Here is a 17,227-nt window from a genome sequence, read left to right as displayed (position 1 = left end):
ATGCGCAAATTCATTTTTATAGTATTTGTTTTAATAATGGGTTATGGTTGCGGAAGGAATACTGCGGAGGAAAAAGAAACACCTATTGATAATAATACGACGATCGAACAGCCGAATATTACTGATGAAACGTTAATTACTCCCGAAGAACCATTTAAAAATCAGCCGAATGAATTTTGTACGGTGATTCGCAAATTAGATATCAGTTACTATGCTCCCGATAAACAAGTGGAAGATGTAAATGCTTTCCCGCAAAAATATTGTTTGTTGGATGTTTGTCTGGACAAGGTTGATCCAAACGGTATGATTATTAATTTAGGAGATGATGATGAGGTGGTGACTACTTCTTTCGAATTAATTAAAATTTTCGAAACGGAGAATGAAGCGAAGGTTTATGCGGAGCGGTATAAAATTATTGATGTTAAGTGGTGAAGGTAAGCGCGCAAGGTTTTTGGTGAATATTTGTGGTAGGGTTATTTCTCGCTGTATTTTTTCGCGCGGTGTTTTTTTCGCGCTGTGTTTTTTTTTTCGCAGTGTTTTGTTTCTCGCTAAGGACGCGAAGGGCAAAGGGCGCTAAGGTTTATTGTATTAATGTTTGGAGATTTTTTTTGTGAAATTTGCGTGTGTATTTGCTTGTCTTTTTTTCTCGCAGTTTTACTCGCAGTGTTTTTTCCCGCGGTTTTTTTCTCGCTAAGGACGCGAAGGGCAAAGGGCGCAAAGTTGTATTGTTTGATTTTATGATGATTTTATTTGTGTGATTATTCGGTGGTGTTTTTTCTCGCTGTATTTTTTCTCGCGGTGTTTTTTTTTTCGCAGTGTTTTGTTTCTCGCAAAGGACGCGAAGGGCAAAGGGCGCTAAGTGGTAGGGTGTGTGTTTGTGGTGATTTTATTTGTGTAATTATTTGCTGTGTTTTTTTCCGCGGTTTTTTTTCTCGCTAAGGACGCGAAGGGCAAAGGGCGCAAAGTGGTGTTGTGTGGTTTTTATAAAGATGTATTGTTTTGTTTTTAGTAAAATTCTCCGTGCACTTTGCGTGTATTTTCTCTGTGTTGCTCTGTGGTTTCGGCTGTTATTTACAGACTATAAAAAACATATATCTTCAATTAAATAAATTAATTTAATTCAGAGTTTTTATTTTTTATTTCTCCCAGAACAGCCAAAACCGCGAAGGTTCAAAGGCCGCTAAGTAACGCTAAGTAAATTGTAAAAAAATCTTCGTGTCGCTTTGTGGCCTTGGCGACTTTGCGGTTATGGCTGTTATTTTTACAAACTACAAAGGTGCGTGTAAAACAATTTTAAACAGCGTAAAATAACTGTAAATTGAAATTCCATTCAAAACTAAAAATCCTAATATTGCGGGTATCAGTTTTACCAAAACCCACTAAAATGAAAAAAATATTACTCGCCCTGATTGGATTTTTATTTATTCAATACCTTTCTGCACAAACCGGATTAGCAAAAGCAGATACCAATAAAATTGTCAGCAGCAAACAATTAAAATTAACCGGATACACACAACCACGTTTTCAATATTTTACGGATACCGCTAAAATAAGTGGCTTCGATATTCGCCGTGCGCGACTTGCTTTAACCGGTGGATTGACAGCTAAAATTGATTATCGTTTTTTTGCTGAATTTGCAGGTGGTGTTCCGCCACAATTACTGGAAGGTATTTTTATTTATAAATTAAAAGGTGACCAGTTGAAATTGAGTGCAGGGCAAATGTTGGTTCCTTTAGGAAATGATATTATTGCTTCTGAAACAAAAATGGAAACAGTGAATCGCGCCATATTAAGTGAATCGCTCGGTGCACGCGGAGCAGATGTTATTGGCAATCAAAATGCACGCGATATTGGTATTCAAGCTTCCGGAATTTTAAAAACTAAAAATGATAAACCTTATTTAAATTATGCTGCAGGTGTATTTAACGGAAGCGGAATTAATAAATTCGATAATAACAAAGACAAGGCATTTGCAGGCAGAGTAATTGTTTCTCCAATACAAAAAATGTGGATTGGCGGTTCTTATTATAATGGTTCTTCTCGATGGGGCGATAGTTTAAATGTAGATAAAAATCGCGACCGCTGGGCACTCGAAGCTGAGTATCAATATAAGGTATTTACACTTCGTGCAGAATACATGCAAGGTGTTGATGATACCATTAATAAAGGCGGATATTATGTGCAATTAATTGGTGATGTAATTCCTAAAAAAATTCAACTATCCGGACGCTTCGAATATTTTGACACCAACGAAGCAATTGCCGATAATGCCGTTTATGTATATACTATTTGTCCGAGTTTTTTATTTGGTGAACTATGTAAAATTCAAATCGGTTACGATATTGTTCGCGAAGAAGCAACCGTGCAAAAAACAAACGATGTTATGCAGGTGCAATTTCAGGTTGCATTTTAATTAAGATTTTACTGCATAAAAAAAGCTGCCCGAAAAGGCAGCTTTTATATTATTTCTAAATCAAAATTATCTAATTGCAATATTGGTATAATCGCGAACGGTTGGTCCGGTGTAAATTTGGCGCGGACGACCAATTGGTTCATTTGCTTCACGCATTTCTTTCCATTGTGACAACCAACCCGGTAAACGACCTAATGCAAACAATACTGTAAACATTTCGGTTGGGAAACCAATTGCGCGATAAATAATACCGCTGTAAAAGTCTACGTTCGGATATAATTTTCTTTCAATAAAATATTCGTCACGCAAAGCAACTTCTTCCAATTGTTTTGCAATATCCAGAATCGGATCAAACACACCTAATTTATTTAAAACATTGTCGCACGCAACTTTAATAATTTTTGCACGCGGGTCAAAGTTTTTATAAACGCGGTGACCAAATCCCATTAAGCGGAAATTATCGTTTTTATCTTTTGCTTTTTCAACAAATTTGGCAACATTACCACCATCTGCTTTAATTATTTCCAGCATTTCAATTACCTGCTGGTTAGCACCACCGTGTAATGGCCCCCATAAAGCAGCAACACCTGCTGCAACGCTTGCGTAAGCATTTGCCTGACTGGAACCTACCATACGAACTGTAGATGTTGAACAGTTTTGTTCGTGGTCGGCATGCAGAATTAATAATTTATCTAAAGCATCCACAACAACCGGATCCGGCACATAATCTTCAGTACGCATACCAAAAGTCATATACAGGAAGTTGCTTACATAATCGTATTTATTTTGCGGATACATGATTGGATGACCAACCGATTTTTTATGAATCCATGAAACAACAGTAGCCATTTTTGCCAAAATGCGAATAATGGTTAAATCAGTCGCCTCTTTGCTCATGTTCGGATTTAATGAATCCGGGTAAAATGAACTCAGCGTGCACATCAGTGAACATAACTGACCCATTGGATGCGCATTGGATGGGAAACCATCAAAAAATTGCTTCACATCTTCATGAACCAGGGTATGATGCGTAATTCTATCTGTAAAGTTTACAAATTGATCATTTGTCGGCAGTTCACCATATAACAACAGGTAAGCCACTTCCATAAAGTTCGACTTTTCAGCAAGTTGCTCAATCGGGTATCCGCGGTAACGCAAAATACCCAGCTCACCATCTAAAAACGTAATGCTGCTTTTAGTAGCGCCTGTGTTTTTGTAACCACTATCGAGGGTAACATAGCCGGTTAAATCGCGGAGTTTATTAATGTCTATCGACTCTTCTCCTTCGGTGCCTACGAAAATAGGTAACTCAACTTCCTTTTCGCCGAGTTTAATGAACGCTTTATCAGACATAATTTTGGTCAAATTGTGCTTTTCAGATTAAAAAAATATTGTAGACAAAGGTAAAAAAAGGAATGGCAGATTCGTAATTCTTATGCCACAAATACGAACATTTTTTACAGAAAGATAATTTCCTGACTTACAGGTTACCAATATTGCAAAAAGTAGAGGAAAAACGCGCTGAAATCCCGTGAATGCTTAATCCGGAATCATAAATCGCTCAATATTATCAACCAGATAATACAAAATGGTAGCATAAATTACCGCAACAATCGCAAACTTAACCCACGTAGGTGCATTTTTTACCAGTCTGAACACCAGCATCCCCGCAAACAAACCGCCCAAACCATAAGTAATCATCGCAAGCGGATAATACCCGTTAAACGACAAAAACGACAATTTTTTCGGCGTGTAAGGAATGAGCACAATATTGGCAAAAATGAAAAAGCTCAAATAAAAAAATCCCTCCCAAAACATATTCGGGTGGTATTCCTGTTCCTCTTGCTCCTGTTGATGTGTAGGTTCCATCGGGTGCAAAGGTAATACATTTCAAATATTCAACTATCAGGTTGCATACTTAAAATTTGGGCGTGCCCCTATAGTAGATTAATAATTTGCCCCCGCAAATGAACTGAATACGTTGGGCGTGCCCCTATAGTGATTAATAATTTGCCCCCGCAAATTATTAATCTACTATAGGGTCGGGCTTTCCGCTGCAACCCCTTTTCCGAGGCGGACAAAGGGGGTTTCCGCTGCAATCCCTCACGCGGGTTCGTCTTATACGCTACTTTATGAGTTTCCATGTTCATCACTCAATCCGTTAACCCAAAGCAATAAATAGCCAAAAATGTAAAAATCAGTATCTTGCAGCGTATGAAAACCTGCACACATTGCCAAAAAGATAATCCCGACGATTTTAAACATTGTCGGTATTGTGGTGCCGAAATAATGGGCATTCCCGCCAATAAACCCAACAGCATTTGGAAACGAATTCCCGCATGGGCTTGGATTATCATTATTGTTGCATGCATTGCAGGTGTCCTTTTTGCATTAATCGGTTCATTTATTGCTGTGGCAACGTTGGAAGGTGTGGCAAGTATAATATTACTTGTTTTAGGTGTTATTGGATTCGGAATTGCACCATTGCGCAAACCCGAAAATCCGGGAAGCTTTACGCGTGCAATCGGCTTGAGCTTTTTTGCATTAATAGGCGCTACTGTCGATCAACCCGGAAATATCATTTATAACAAACCCGTCGAAATGTGTTTTTGCACCGATGGCAGCAGTTTGAGCCGCGATGAAAACATTTCGAACCCCATGCCTGGAACAACAATTATTCAACAGGATTTTACCTGCTTCGACCAAATGGGAAATCCGGTGAAACAAATAAATATGTTTGCCGTATTGGGTATTCGCTTTTTAGAATATATTCTCCTAGGTTATTTACTAATTGCCCTGCGCTCCGTTATCTGGAAATTTAAAAACAATACCTGAACCTGGTTTTACGTTTTAATATTATGCATTTAAAAAAACTCCTCCTACTCCTATTTATTGGTTGTCAGTTAGTGGCATCAGCACAATTTATTAGTCTGCGCGGCACCAACAGCGCTCAGTTTTTATCCGACAATGTTTATGAAGCAGATTTATCACATGCATTAGGTGCAGAAATGTATTTTTCTAAACCCATCAATTTTATTCCATTACCAATGAACTACAATATTGGTTTAGATTATAAAAATATTGATGGATTAAACGAAGCATATTTAATTACCGGATTAAGTTACGTAACCATAACTCCAAGCGGATTTATGTTTGCCACCAATGCCGAAAGTGTAACCATGAGCACCTACAAATGGCTGAATTATTTTGATTTAAATATGTATAACGGCGTAATTATCGGCGACTCAACTTATACTTACAAAATGGGTGGCGAACTGGGTTATAATTTTGGTTATGTACTCAGCAAAACCATGTTTTTACATTTTGGTTTAAGTGCACGGTATAATTATACACCGGCTTATAAAGAAGATTTATATGTAGATGCTACCTCTCTCGATTTTGTATTTAAAGCGGGTATTTTATATAAATTTAAACGGCGGTTTAATAAACCGTGAGGATTAAATATTAGCGCGTTCTTTAAGTGCGTCCACCGTTATTAATTGTTTACAAATACCTATTTCAAGCTCAATAACTGGGTTTTCGAGTTCAAAAAAACCACTTATTGAGCTCAAAAAGTGATTTTATTGAGCCGAAAGCGCTTTGAGCTCACAAAAAATGAATTTACGGTTCATTAAATGAAAATAAATTTTTAGAACTAAACCACCTCATCATCTTGCACAACCGGAACTTCCGGAGCAGCCTGAACCGGCTTTTTGAAGTTAAACCAGCGATTTTGTTTCCAGTTGAATTTATTATTAATTAAATAATGTGTCACTCGTTTTTCAATCATGTGATGCAGCGGGACAAGTCCGGCCATTAATAAAATTTTAATTGCAAGTATTTTCCAGGGTTCACCATGGGTGAGGTGATGTATCCACGTGTCAAATAATAATATCAAAAATTCAAAGAAGAAAATAAAACAAATAAATCCCACCATTCTGATGAGTGAAGCGTGCACATTAAATCCGCCCAAAATCAGCAACAATAAAAATGCTGTGGCAATTAAAATAGTAATCGCTGTGTATTGAATATTATTTCTTCGTCTGGTTTCTTCTTCTGCTTTAACAGTGCGTTGTTCGCGCAATACTTCTTCATTTTCTATTTCAAGCAATTGTAATTCTTCTTTCTTAACCATATTCGATAAACTATCAGCAATATTGCGGTTTATGTTGCCATACTTATAGGCATTAGTATAATCGCCCACACCTACAAAAATTGATTCTAACTTATCAGATGCTTCCAACATAAATTCGTAATAAGGCATTGAGGAAGCCAGTAAATAAGCGCTGCGGTATTGCTCAATGGCTTTTTCGGGTTGGTTATGGCGTTGAAAAAAATCGCCATACCTCAGGTAAAAACTCGATTTGCGCAATTTATCGCTGGATGTATTTATTCGTTGTGCAGCCTTATCAAAATAATAGCCGGCTGAATCGGGTTCACCTTTATATTCCTTAAATAATGCATTTAAACGATAATAAGTGGTAGTATCATTTATTTTGATTCGTTCCAATTCTTCCGGAAATTCAGTATTAAATAATGTATATAATTGCGCGAAATCATTTTGTTTGATTAAATGATTTCTAAAAGCTACCATCCCGAATTTATTAAGTTTTTCGACATGATGGCGTTCGGCAAAATCCAATATGTTATACAACTGTTTTTCATTTACCGTACGGTTATTAAATGCAATTACCTCCAAATCAAATTTCAACGTCATTATCCGAATCGAATCAGGGTGTTCATCTATTTCCGATAAATGAATTTCCTTCAGCTTATATTGTATCGATTTATCATAAGCTTTTATCAGATTATAAAAATTGGATAAACGATGGTAACAATCCATGCGCAGAATAACATTTTGTTCGGCTTCTGCTATAGTTAGCGCATCCAGATAATTGCGGATGGCTTCCACATTATTATTCATTTTCTGTTGAATATCGCCTAGCGTTAAATGTGTTTCAACAATGGTGGCAGGGTCTTTTGACTGAATAGCTAATGTAAGCGCCTGATAAGCATAATCACGGGCCGATTCCATTTTAAATATCAACTGATATCCTTTTGCTAATGCATATTTACACTTCCAATTGTCTTCCGGTTTATTAAACTGTCCGCCTAAAGCATTCAGTTTTTCAATTATTGTTTCTGCCTTTTTTGCATAATTATAATCATCTATTACAATTAAATAATTAGCATACGCATGCAACAATAAATTATTGTTATACGACATTTCAGCCAGGGCTATTCCTTCACTTAACAAACTATCTGCAACCGATGCATCGGCTTCCCAGTCGATATAAAATGTAGCTAATTCATTATAACAGTTTATTTTTTGGATATCTGTTTTGGCAGACTTCAACTTGGTCAAGATATCCGTTTTATCAACAGGAGGTAAGGAAATGTGTTCTTCGGGCGATGTAATTGCACTAGCACTTTCACTGCTCGCAAATGCGTAAAACTGAACTAAAATAAGCAAAGCGAGGAGGCTTTGTCCTTTTAAATGTTTATACATATTAAAACTGCTGCTTGTGTGTTTATAAAAAAGCTGTTGTAAGGGAAAGATTACTAACTTTATCGCAAACTAATACAAACATACACATTTATGGAAGCAACTCAAAAGATTAGAATTTACAAACGACTTATTGTAATTCTTACAATAAGTACTATTATCCCTTCAGCAATTTTATGTATGTCGCTTGCACCGTTTAGTCCTGCTGCAAACGGACAAGCAAAATCTGTTTCACAGGAAGAAGCGCGTACAAACATCAGAAATTATCGCAACAGTGCTGCTGCTGCCGATTCACCTGTAACAGGAATAAGAATTGAAGCCAGCGAATTGGAATCGATGAATAATATTGCTGCCAACAATCCAAATACATCTGCGTATCGCATGTATTTTGCACAAGATTCGGTTGGTGCACCTTTATCAATTGTTGTAGGTATAAACGACGATGGTTTAGACAATACCGAAACAATTTATTCCGCAGCCCGCACCGGCTCAAATCTTTGTCCGCCAATGTGCGACGCAAATAGTCCGATTACGAAGTAATTTTTTTTGAATCGGGAAACATTTATTTCCCGATTCTTTTTTTCCTGCCCCTTCAGTCGTTGCTTTTTATTATTGCCAATAAGCCATATTGTAATGGCAGTAATTTCCATAACATTTGCTAATTTTTTCTCCTTTTCATCGTCCTTTCATAAATTTATACTATGAAATGGAATTTACTAGTTTTTTTGACCTGCGTCAGTATCGTTGCAAAAACACAATCTGCGATAGATATATTTATCACCGACCAAATGGAAAGTAAACATGTGCCGGGTGTAAGTGCGGTTATTATTAAAGATAATAAACTAGCCTGGGTTGGCAATTACGGAACAGCAAATTTAGCTACCGGCGCTATTGTTGATACCAACACCATTTATATGCTCGCATCTATTTCCAAAACTATCACCTGTACTGCAATTATGCAATTATTTGAAGATGGTTATTTTGAATTAGATGATAATATTAATGCCCATTTACCATTTGAAATATATCACCCCGCCTTCCCTGATTCAATTATCACTATGCGACAACTGCTCACACACAGTGCAGCTATGCGCGACAATTGGAATATACTCGATACCGTTTATGTTCCCGGTGACGCAACATTGCCATTAGGAGAATTTATGCAGGGTTATTTTGAAGCGGGTGGCCCCTATTATTATGCAGAAGATAATTTTTACACCTACGCTCCGAACACGCAATACAATTATTGTAATGAGGGCATTGCATTGTTAGGTTATATGGTTGAATTATTTTCCGGTAAACCATTTAATGAATATTGTAATGAAAATATTTTTGAACCATTGTGTATGTCGAATACCGGATGGTTTTTAAGTGAATTAGATACCAATTTAATTGCACATCCTTATGATTATATTGGGGATGCCTATTTCGATTATGGATTATATGGTTACCCGGATTATCCTGACGGACAATTGCGTACCACTGCCTTGTCGCTTGCAAAATTTTTATGGATGAATATGGATAATGGAAGCTTTAATGGTGTTCAATTATTACAGCCTGAAACGATTGAATTAATTCGTTCATCACAAATTCCTTTAATTGATCCTACCCAAGGATTAGTCTGGTATAATTATTACGACGAGGGCACCTGGTGGGGCCATAGCGGCGGCGATTCAGGCGTTTCAACCGATATGTATTTTAATGATGATACGCAAACCGGAATTATCGTTTTAACCAATAGCGATAATAGTCATATTCAAATATGGAATGAGTTGGTGGATTTTGCAGCAACGTTAAATACTGAAAGTAGTACGGAAATAACATGTAATGTTGAATTACCTTTAACGGTTCAACAAACATCACAATTAAATCTAATCACTTTTCCAAATCCTGCCAACACCTATTTATATATTTCAGCAACAGGCGATTTTGAAAATTATACAATTATTTCTGCAGAAGGGAAATTGCAGGAAGGTGGAAAATTATACTCAACGAAGCTTGAGATACAAAACCTCCCCACCGGCCTATATTATTTGATGTTACACAATAATAACAGCAGTGAATTTGCAATACAAAGTTTTGTAAAAATGTAATTTATTTATGATTACTGAAATTAAATTTCAAATGGAGTGATATTACTTAAAATTGCGCAATGGTGTTGAAATTGGTTTGAAAAAGCATATAGCTTGCACCCAATTAAATTGAGACACTTGTCAAAAGCCAAAGTGCTTCACTATAACAAAATTTTCTTTACTAAGCCAAATTATCGATTCACATAAAAAAACTAAGATTTCGCACATTAGTAGTTGTTTTTTAGGAAACAGTTCCCCAATTTTAACTTAAAATTGAAACTCATGAACAACAACTCATTACAAAAAAAACTGCTTAGTTATTCTGCTATGGCAGGAAGTTTAATCGTTTCCAATCAAGTATATGGGCAAGTTAGTTATTACGATATTGACCCTGACAAGCAATTCCCACTATACACTGATGAAAGTTATTTTATCGATTTTAATGGTGATGGATTAACCGATTTGACTTTTTCTCATAATATCTGGGTTAGTATGTATTGTGATACATCGTCTACAGGTTGGTCATGCACAGGATCTACGCATCAAAGAATTGAAGCGTATGGTATGAATGTAAATTTCGTTAATAATTTGGCTACATTCGGAACATCAGTTGCATCGCCATTGGAATCAGGGGAAATTATTTCTGAAGCTGCCACTTGGGGTGTTGCAACCGAAGTTACCTTATTTAATAATGCAGGTGAGTGGCGTAAATGGGATGATTTTTGGGGACCCGGGAGTTGGGTTGATTTCAGTTATCAATTTGGTCCATGGCAAAATATTGATCATAAATACCTTGGAGTTAAATTTGAAATTGACGGACTTACACATTATGGATGGGTTTCTTTAAGTGCAACGCCAACAACTAAAGTTGCGCAAGTAGTTAAAATTCATTCCTATGCATATGAAACAACACCGGAACTCCCAATTATTGCCGGTTTTATTCCAACTTGTTATCCCCCAAATCCATTAACTCCTGTTGCTATAACCGGGACAACTGCAAAAATAAAATGGGAAGTAATTGCGGGTACCGACCATTATGAATTACAATACAGACAAACAGGTGCAGCAACATGGATAACCAAAACAGTTGCAGGTGTTAAATCTTTTAGAAAAGTATCAGGCTTAACTTGCGATACCGAATATGAATGGCGTATCAGAAGTTTTTGCAGCGATGGTGAGGTTTCATTGTATTCTGACATCCAAACATTTAATACCAACACATGCAGACTAGGAGAAGAAACAATTGAAGAAGAACCTCCATTTTCCGTATTCAGTTATGGCAGTCAAATTCATATTTCACTCGACGAAGAAACTCCGACAAACTGGAATTGCAAAATATTTAATGTGTATGGTCAGTTGTTATTCGAAAGCCAAATATCCAATTCAGAAACTGTTTTGGAAACGGAATTACCTAATGGGATTTATATCGTTACCATGGAAATTGCAGGTGAGAATTATGCTGTTCAAGTGGCGTTGAATAGATGAATTGATGGTCAAAAAAAATAATGGATATTTGAAAATATTGTAAAGCTGAAATACAAAATGGTAATTATTTTAACCATTTTAGTTATATTTTGTACATAATAATGACCAACATTTATAGCTAATTTTTTTACATTTGCTAACTATTTTAACTAATTATGTTACTTTTGGGTTAAAATAGTTACCAAATTGTGCAATTATGCCACGAAAAACAGCTCCATTACCTCCAACGCTCAAACATACCTTTAGGCAATTGGGTGAAAACATCCGCCTTGCCCGTTTACGCCGCAAGATTACTACCACTATGCTTGCAGAGCGTGCCGGTATGAGCAGAAATACGCTTAGAGCCATAGAGCGCGGTGACAGTGCCGTAACCATAGGCGCCTACGCCAGTGTATTGTTTTGTCTGGGGTTGGAGAAAGATTTATTAATAATTGCACAAGATGACGTGGTTGGTCGCAAGTTGCAGGATGTGGCTTTGATGCGGGGTGGGAAGTAAATAACAACAAACATGAGTAAAGCAACTCAAAAACGGATTCAGGTATGTGCCCATTGGCAAGGATTAACCTCGCCAATGGTAATGGGAATGCTTGCCGTTGATCAATCAAGAGGTAGCGAAGTGTTTTCATTTACTTATAATTCGGATTGGCTTCAATCGCCATTTGCGAAACAGCTCGATCCGGACTTAGGTCTATTCACCGGACCGCAATATCATCGAAATGAGCATCCCAATTTTGGTATTTTTTTAGACTCTTCACCGGACCGTTGGGGCAAAGTGTTAATGAGAAGACGTGAAGCGCAACTGGCCAGGGAAGAAAAAAGGCAACCCAAAACTTTATACGAATCAGATTTTTTGTTAGGCGTTTATGATGGCCACCGTATGGGCGGACTTCGGTTTCGGTTATCAGAGCAAGGGCCTTTTCTCGACAATAATAAAGAAATGGCAGCACCGCCTTTTGCAAAATTGAGAGATCTTGAATTTGCGAGTCTGCAATTAGAAAAAGATGGTGCAGAAGATGAAAAAGATTATTTAAAGTGGCTAAACCTGTTAATTACACCGGGCTCCTCGCTTGGTGGTGCTCTTCCTAAAGCAAGTGTACTTTCACCGGAAGGTGATTTATGGATTGCAAAATTTCCGAGTCATAATGATGAAATAAATACCGGCGCATGGGAATATGTTGCGCGACAACTTGCAGTTGACGCCGGTATAGAAATGTCAGATGCGCACATTCGAAAATTTTCCGGAAGACATCACACATTCTTGACAAAACGATTTGACAGATTAGAAGGTGAACGTCTGCATTATTCTTCTGCAATGACACAACTAGGTAAAAAAGATGGCGACAATCACGCTACCGGAGTGAGTTATTTGCATCTTGCCGAATTTCTCATGCGCAACGGCTCTCAACCCGACCGCGATTTAGAGCAATTATGGCGACGAATTGTATTTAATATTTGTATATCAAATGTTGATGACCACCTCCGCAATCATGGTTTCCTGCTCGACGAAAATGGATGGAAACTCTCACCTGCTTTTGATGTAAATCCGACACATTATGGTAATGGACTCACCTTAAATATTTCAGAAACAGATAATGCTCAGGATCTTGAATTAGCGCTCCAAGTTGCTCCCGATTTTCGCATCCAACACAAACGCAGTAAAGAAATAATTACAGATGTAATAAATAGTGTTAGCCGATGGAAAGAAATTGCTAAAGAAGTTGGGATTGGGAATAGTGAAGTAGAGGGGATGAGGAATGGGTTTAGGTTGGTGGGGAGATGAGGTTTGCAATTACTTGCCAATACAAAATGTGAGATGGTTTTATTTTAAAGGGTATTAGGGATGGGTGCAAATGGGGGACAAATCTGCATTCAATTTGGACGCCGATGAACAATTTAATGCTTCATCAATGAATTTGTAATTTGTAAAAAATTACAATGCGAAACATAGCATAACATAAATAAAATAACTTATTTTAATCAGCAGATTAAATAAGAAGGCAACATTCTAAACCACAATTTTCTTAAATTTGGAGCATGAGACTTCTCCTAATTTATATATTTCTACCTGCAATTTGTTTTAGCCAAAGCAGTATTGTTTGGGATTCACCTATGCAAGTTGCAGAATCATCATTCAGCAATCAACATCCAAGGGTTGTTTTGGATAGAAATAACAACCCATTAATTCTTTGGGGAAATACTAATGAAGCAGCTGCTTATTTCGCCCGATGGAATGGTACTGAATTTACAACTCCAATCAGGGTTACTCCTATGGATATGGAAATTTTTACAGCCTCATGGGCTGGGCCTGATATTGCAGCCTTTGGCGATACTATTTATGTGGTTTGCAAAGAGAATCCCGAAGATATGGCTCCGGCTTATTGCATCCATTCCTATGATGGTGGAATGACCTTTTCAGCTCCAGTTGAAGTAGACGGAATGATAGGTGACAATATTTCAAGATTTCCAGCTGTTACTGTAAATGAAGACGGGCAACCAATAGTTGCTTTTATGAAATTGGATAGTGACTTTGGAAATGCCCGATATGTAGTTGCAACTTCAAATGATTTTGGAAATAGTTTTAATATGGATGTTTTAGCAAGCGAATTTTCAGGGGGTGATGTTTGTGATTGTTGTCCTGTTGGGATCACTTCTGAAAATAATTATGTTGCTACTTTATACAGAGATAACTTAGATAATTTACGCAATTCATGGGCTGGAATTTCAACAAATGGCGGTGATATGTTTATGAATGGAATACAAATAGATCAAACTGACTGGATAATTAATGCATGTCCCTCAAGCGGTCCTGATGGTATTATTATTAATGACAGTTTATATTCCGTCTACATGAGTGCCGCAAGTGGAGATTCGCGTATCTACTTTTCAACCTCTTCACTTATTTCCTTTGAAGCAAATTTTGATATTCGATTAACTGCTGAATTTCCTGAACTCACCACCCAGAACTATCCACGTATAGCAAATTTCGGCAATGCTGTCGCTATAACATGGAGGCAAAATGTTGGCACTAACTCTGAAATTCCATTATTGTTTACTTCAGATATTAGTAATGGATTGCCTTTAGAATACGATACAGTTGCATTGCTTGATTTCTACGGTCTTGAAAATACTGATGTTGCTGCTTCAGCTACAAGTGTGCATGTTGTTTGGCAAGATAATTATAATGATGTTGTTTATTATCGAAATGGAACGTATGCGGAGCCTTTAACAACAAGTGAAATTATTGATCAGCAAATAAAACTTTATCCAAACCCGGCAAAAGATGTTATATATGTCAAATCAGATTTTGATATTTCCACATTTAGTCTTATAAATATGAATGGCGAAAGAATTATTATAACCTCGACTTTACTTAAAGATGAAATCGCTATTAACGTAAAGAACGTGGCTTCAGGAATTTATTTAGTTTTATTGCAGGATAATAGTGGCGTTCAATATATTTCAAAGATTGCAATTAATATGCCTTAATTGTAATGACAAAAAAACTCAAGGCCCAGAATGATTGTGAAGTAAATTTAGTAAGCATGAAAACAATCAATGATTGTTCAAAGATTTTACTTTTAATGTGCTTGCATTTATTGCTACTATAACTGTGCTCAAGCTCATTAATACCGCACCCATTGCGGGAGACAACATTATTCCCCAATTATATAAAACACCTGCTGCCAGTGGCAGTGCTATTACATTATACCCAGTTGCCCATATTAAGTTCTGTATCATTTTTCTATAGGTTGCTTTACCAAATAAAATTAAATTAACAACATCCTTTAGGTTGCTGTTTACAAGCACTATACCCGCTGTTTCTGCCGCAATGTCGCTGCCGCTTCCGATAGCAATACCGATATCAGCCTGTGCCAACGCAGGGGCATCATTTATACCATCTCCTGTCATTGCTACAAACTCTCCTTTGTCTTGCAGTTCTTTAATCTTCTCTAATTTCTGGTGTGGTAAAACTTCTGAAATAAAGCTATCCATTCCTAAAATTTCACTTACACTTTTTGCCACCTTACTATTATCACCTGTAAGCAATATTGATTTGATATTATTTTGTTTTAAAGTTTTAATTGCTTCTGCCGATTCAGGTCGTAATTCATCAGACAAAGCAATATATCCCGCTAACTTATTATCAATAATTAAAAATACCACTGTTTCCATATCATTCACTTTAAAACTATCAGGAACAGCAAAATTATTTTCTTTTAAATAACCAGGGCTTACAACCAATATTTTTTTCCCTTCTACGGTTGCTTCAACACCTTTACCAGTGATAGCATTAAAATTTTCTGTTGCCGGAACTTGAATAGATAAATCTTTTACTTGTTGCAAAATTCCCGTGGCAATAGGATGTTCTGATTTTTGCTCTAATGCGGATGCCAGTCGAATGATTTCGTTTTCAGTTAAATCCTTTTGAAGTGAAACAATTTTTGATACTTCAAATTTGCCTACTGTTAGCGTCCCTGTTTTATCAAATACAACTGTGGTAATTTTTCTTGCATTTTCAAACGCCGTTCGATTTTTTATAAGCAAGCCACTTTTTGCTGATAATGCGGTTGACCTTGCAACAACAAGTGGTACGGCTAAACCTAAGGCATGTGGGCAACATATAACTATTACTGTTACCATTCTTTCCATAGCAAAGGCAATTGACTGGCCTGTTAAATACCAAAACAAAAAGGTAGTAACACCTGCCAGCATTGCAATTATAGTTAACCATTTAGCCGCTTTATTCGCCAATAGCTGCGTATTTGATTTAGCATTTTGTGCATCCTGCACCAGTTTAATCACCTGTGATAAATAAGAATCTAGTGCGCCGTGCGATACGGTGACCTTGATAGCACCATTCCCGTTGATAGCTCCTGCAATTACTTTATCACCTTTTACTTTTTGAACAGGTTTCGATTCCCCTGTAAGCATGCTTTCATTTAAATAAGTTTCTCCATCAGCAATTATTCCGTCTGCTGCCACTTTTTCACCGGGTTTAATTAAAATTAAATCACCCTCTTTTAAAGTATCCGTTTTTATGTCTAGTACCATATCCGGCATAACCAGATGAGCTTCAGAAGGCATCAATTGTACCAGTAATTCCAATTCTCTTGAAGCTCCTGCAATGGATTTCATTTCAATCCAATGTCCCAAAAGCATTATGAGAATCAAAGTAGCCAGTTCCCAAAAAAAATCCATGCCCTCCAATCCAAATACGGTAGCCACGCTGTATGTGTAAGCCACTGTTATGGCAAAGCCAATTAGAAACATCATCCCAGGATTTTTAGCTTTGACTTCATCTACTAAACCTTTAAGAAAGGGCCAACCACCATAAAAGAAAACAAGGGAGGATAATAAAAGTAAAATATATTTTGAACCGGGAAAACTGATATTAATATTCAACCATTGTTGAATCATTTCTGATAACAGTACAATAGGGATAGTTAATATTAATACGAGATAAAAACGTTTTCGGAAATTAGCAATCATACCCGTGTGATGTGTATGTTTATTATTCGTAGAGTTGGAAGAATAATTTGCAATTGGTTCTAACTTCATTCCACATAAAGGACATTTACCTGGAGCGTCACGCAAAATATGCGGATGCATCGGACAAGTATATTTTTGAAGCTGATGCTGCGGTTTATCTGACTCTACATTTTGCTTATTATCTGTTGTATCATGCTTTTCAGCTACAATTAGAATCATTCCGCAAATTGGGCAGCTCCCCGGATTGTCCAGTTTGATTTC

At 36.9% G+C, this 17,227-nt stretch carries 14 protein-coding genes; 10 read left to right on the top strand and 4 right to left on the bottom strand.

From position 1 onward, the window contains the following. Together IPI65_04205 and IPI65_04200 are read left to right on the top strand one after the other, a co-directional pair. Window positions 1-432: a hypothetical protein gene (locus tag IPI65_04205; protein MBK7440748.1), complete on the top strand. Its 432-nt coding sequence runs from the start codon at window positions 1-3 to the stop codon at window positions 430-432. 952 nt (window positions 433-1,384) lie between these two features. Beyond that, window positions 1,385-2,413 carry a hypothetical protein gene (locus IPI65_04200; GenBank protein ID MBK7440747.1) on the top strand — a complete coding sequence of 343 codons (1,029 nt, stop codon included), beginning with the start codon at window positions 1,385-1,387 and terminating at the stop codon, window positions 2,411-2,413. 66 nt (window positions 2,414-2,479) lie between these two features. On the opposite strand, the gene IPI65_04195 is transcribed toward IPI65_04200, so the two are convergent. Together IPI65_04195 and IPI65_04190 are read right to left on the bottom strand one after the other, a co-directional pair. Beyond that, complete coding sequence (locus tag IPI65_04195) at window positions 2,480-3,766, bottom strand: citrate synthase (GenBank protein ID MBK7440746.1); 1,287 nt, start codon at window positions 3,764-3,766, stop codon at window positions 2,480-2,482. Between the two features lie 186 nt (window positions 3,767-3,952). Then, a complete protein-coding gene (locus tag IPI65_04190; GenBank protein MBK7440745.1) occupies window positions 3,953-4,282 on the bottom strand; it encodes a hypothetical protein in 330 nt (109 codons plus the stop codon). 336 nt (window positions 4,283-4,618) lie between these two features. Between IPI65_04190 and IPI65_04185 the strand changes: the two genes are divergently transcribed. Together IPI65_04185 and IPI65_04180 are read left to right on the top strand one after the other, a co-directional pair. Continuing rightward, complete coding sequence (locus IPI65_04185) at window positions 4,619-5,248, top strand: zinc ribbon domain-containing protein (GenBank protein MBK7440744.1); 630 nt, start codon at window positions 4,619-4,621, stop codon at window positions 5,246-5,248. Window positions 5,249-5,271: 23 nt separating this feature from the next. Then, on the top strand, window positions 5,272-5,868 hold the full coding sequence (locus IPI65_04180; protein ID MBK7440743.1) for a hypothetical protein: 597 nt from the start codon (window positions 5,272-5,274) through the stop codon (window positions 5,866-5,868). Window positions 5,869-6,068: 200 nt separating this feature from the next. Here the strand turns inward: IPI65_04180 and IPI65_04175 are convergent, their stop codons facing one another. After that, on the bottom strand, window positions 6,069-7,922 hold the full coding sequence (locus IPI65_04175; protein MBK7440742.1) for a hypothetical protein: 1,854 nt from the start codon (window positions 7,920-7,922) through the stop codon (window positions 6,069-6,071). A 90-nt stretch (window positions 7,923-8,012) separates the two neighbouring features. On the opposite strand from IPI65_04175, the gene IPI65_04170 reads away from it, so the two are divergent. The 6 genes from IPI65_04170 to IPI65_04145 all read left to right on the top strand — a co-directional run bounded on the left by IPI65_04170 (window position 8,013) and on the right by IPI65_04145 (window position 14,962). Next, complete coding sequence (locus IPI65_04170; protein MBK7440741.1) at window positions 8,013-8,459, top strand: hypothetical protein; 447 nt, start codon at window positions 8,013-8,015, stop codon at window positions 8,457-8,459. A 161-nt stretch (window positions 8,460-8,620) separates the two neighbouring features. Further along, complete coding sequence (locus IPI65_04165) at window positions 8,621-10,012, top strand: serine hydrolase (protein MBK7440740.1); 1,392 nt, start codon at window positions 8,621-8,623, stop codon at window positions 10,010-10,012. A 261-nt stretch (window positions 10,013-10,273) separates the two neighbouring features. After that, window positions 10,274-11,476: a fibronectin type III domain-containing protein gene (locus IPI65_04160; GenBank protein MBK7440739.1), complete on the top strand. Its 1,203-nt coding sequence runs from the start codon at window positions 10,274-10,276 to the stop codon at window positions 11,474-11,476. A 196-nt stretch (window positions 11,477-11,672) separates the two neighbouring features. Next, window positions 11,673-11,972, top strand: a complete 300-nt coding sequence (locus IPI65_04155; GenBank protein MBK7440738.1) for a helix-turn-helix transcriptional regulator — start codon at window positions 11,673-11,675, stop codon at window positions 11,970-11,972. A 12-nt stretch (window positions 11,973-11,984) separates the two neighbouring features. Beyond that, window positions 11,985-13,256, top strand: a complete 1,272-nt coding sequence (locus IPI65_04150; protein ID MBK7440737.1) for a HipA domain-containing protein — start codon at window positions 11,985-11,987, stop codon at window positions 13,254-13,256. A 254-nt stretch (window positions 13,257-13,510) separates the two neighbouring features. After that, complete coding sequence (locus tag IPI65_04145) at window positions 13,511-14,962, top strand: T9SS type A sorting domain-containing protein (GenBank protein MBK7440736.1); 1,452 nt, start codon at window positions 13,511-13,513, stop codon at window positions 14,960-14,962. 66 nt (window positions 14,963-15,028) lie between these two features. Here the strand turns inward: IPI65_04145 and IPI65_04140 are convergent, their stop codons facing one another. Then, entirely contained in the window at window positions 15,029-17,086 is a 2,058-nt protein-coding gene (locus IPI65_04140; protein MBK7440735.1) for a copper-translocating P-type ATPase, read from the bottom strand. Window positions 17,087-17,227 lie beyond the last annotated feature (141 nt).

It is taken from the genome of Bacteroidota bacterium (assembly GCA_016706255.1).
In the GTDB taxonomy this organism is placed as follows: domain Bacteria; phylum Bacteroidota; class Bacteroidia; order Chitinophagales; family BACL12; genus UBA7236.
The sequence above is the reverse complement of the archived record's forward strand: the minus strand, read 5'-3'. Positions and strand labels throughout refer to the sequence as shown.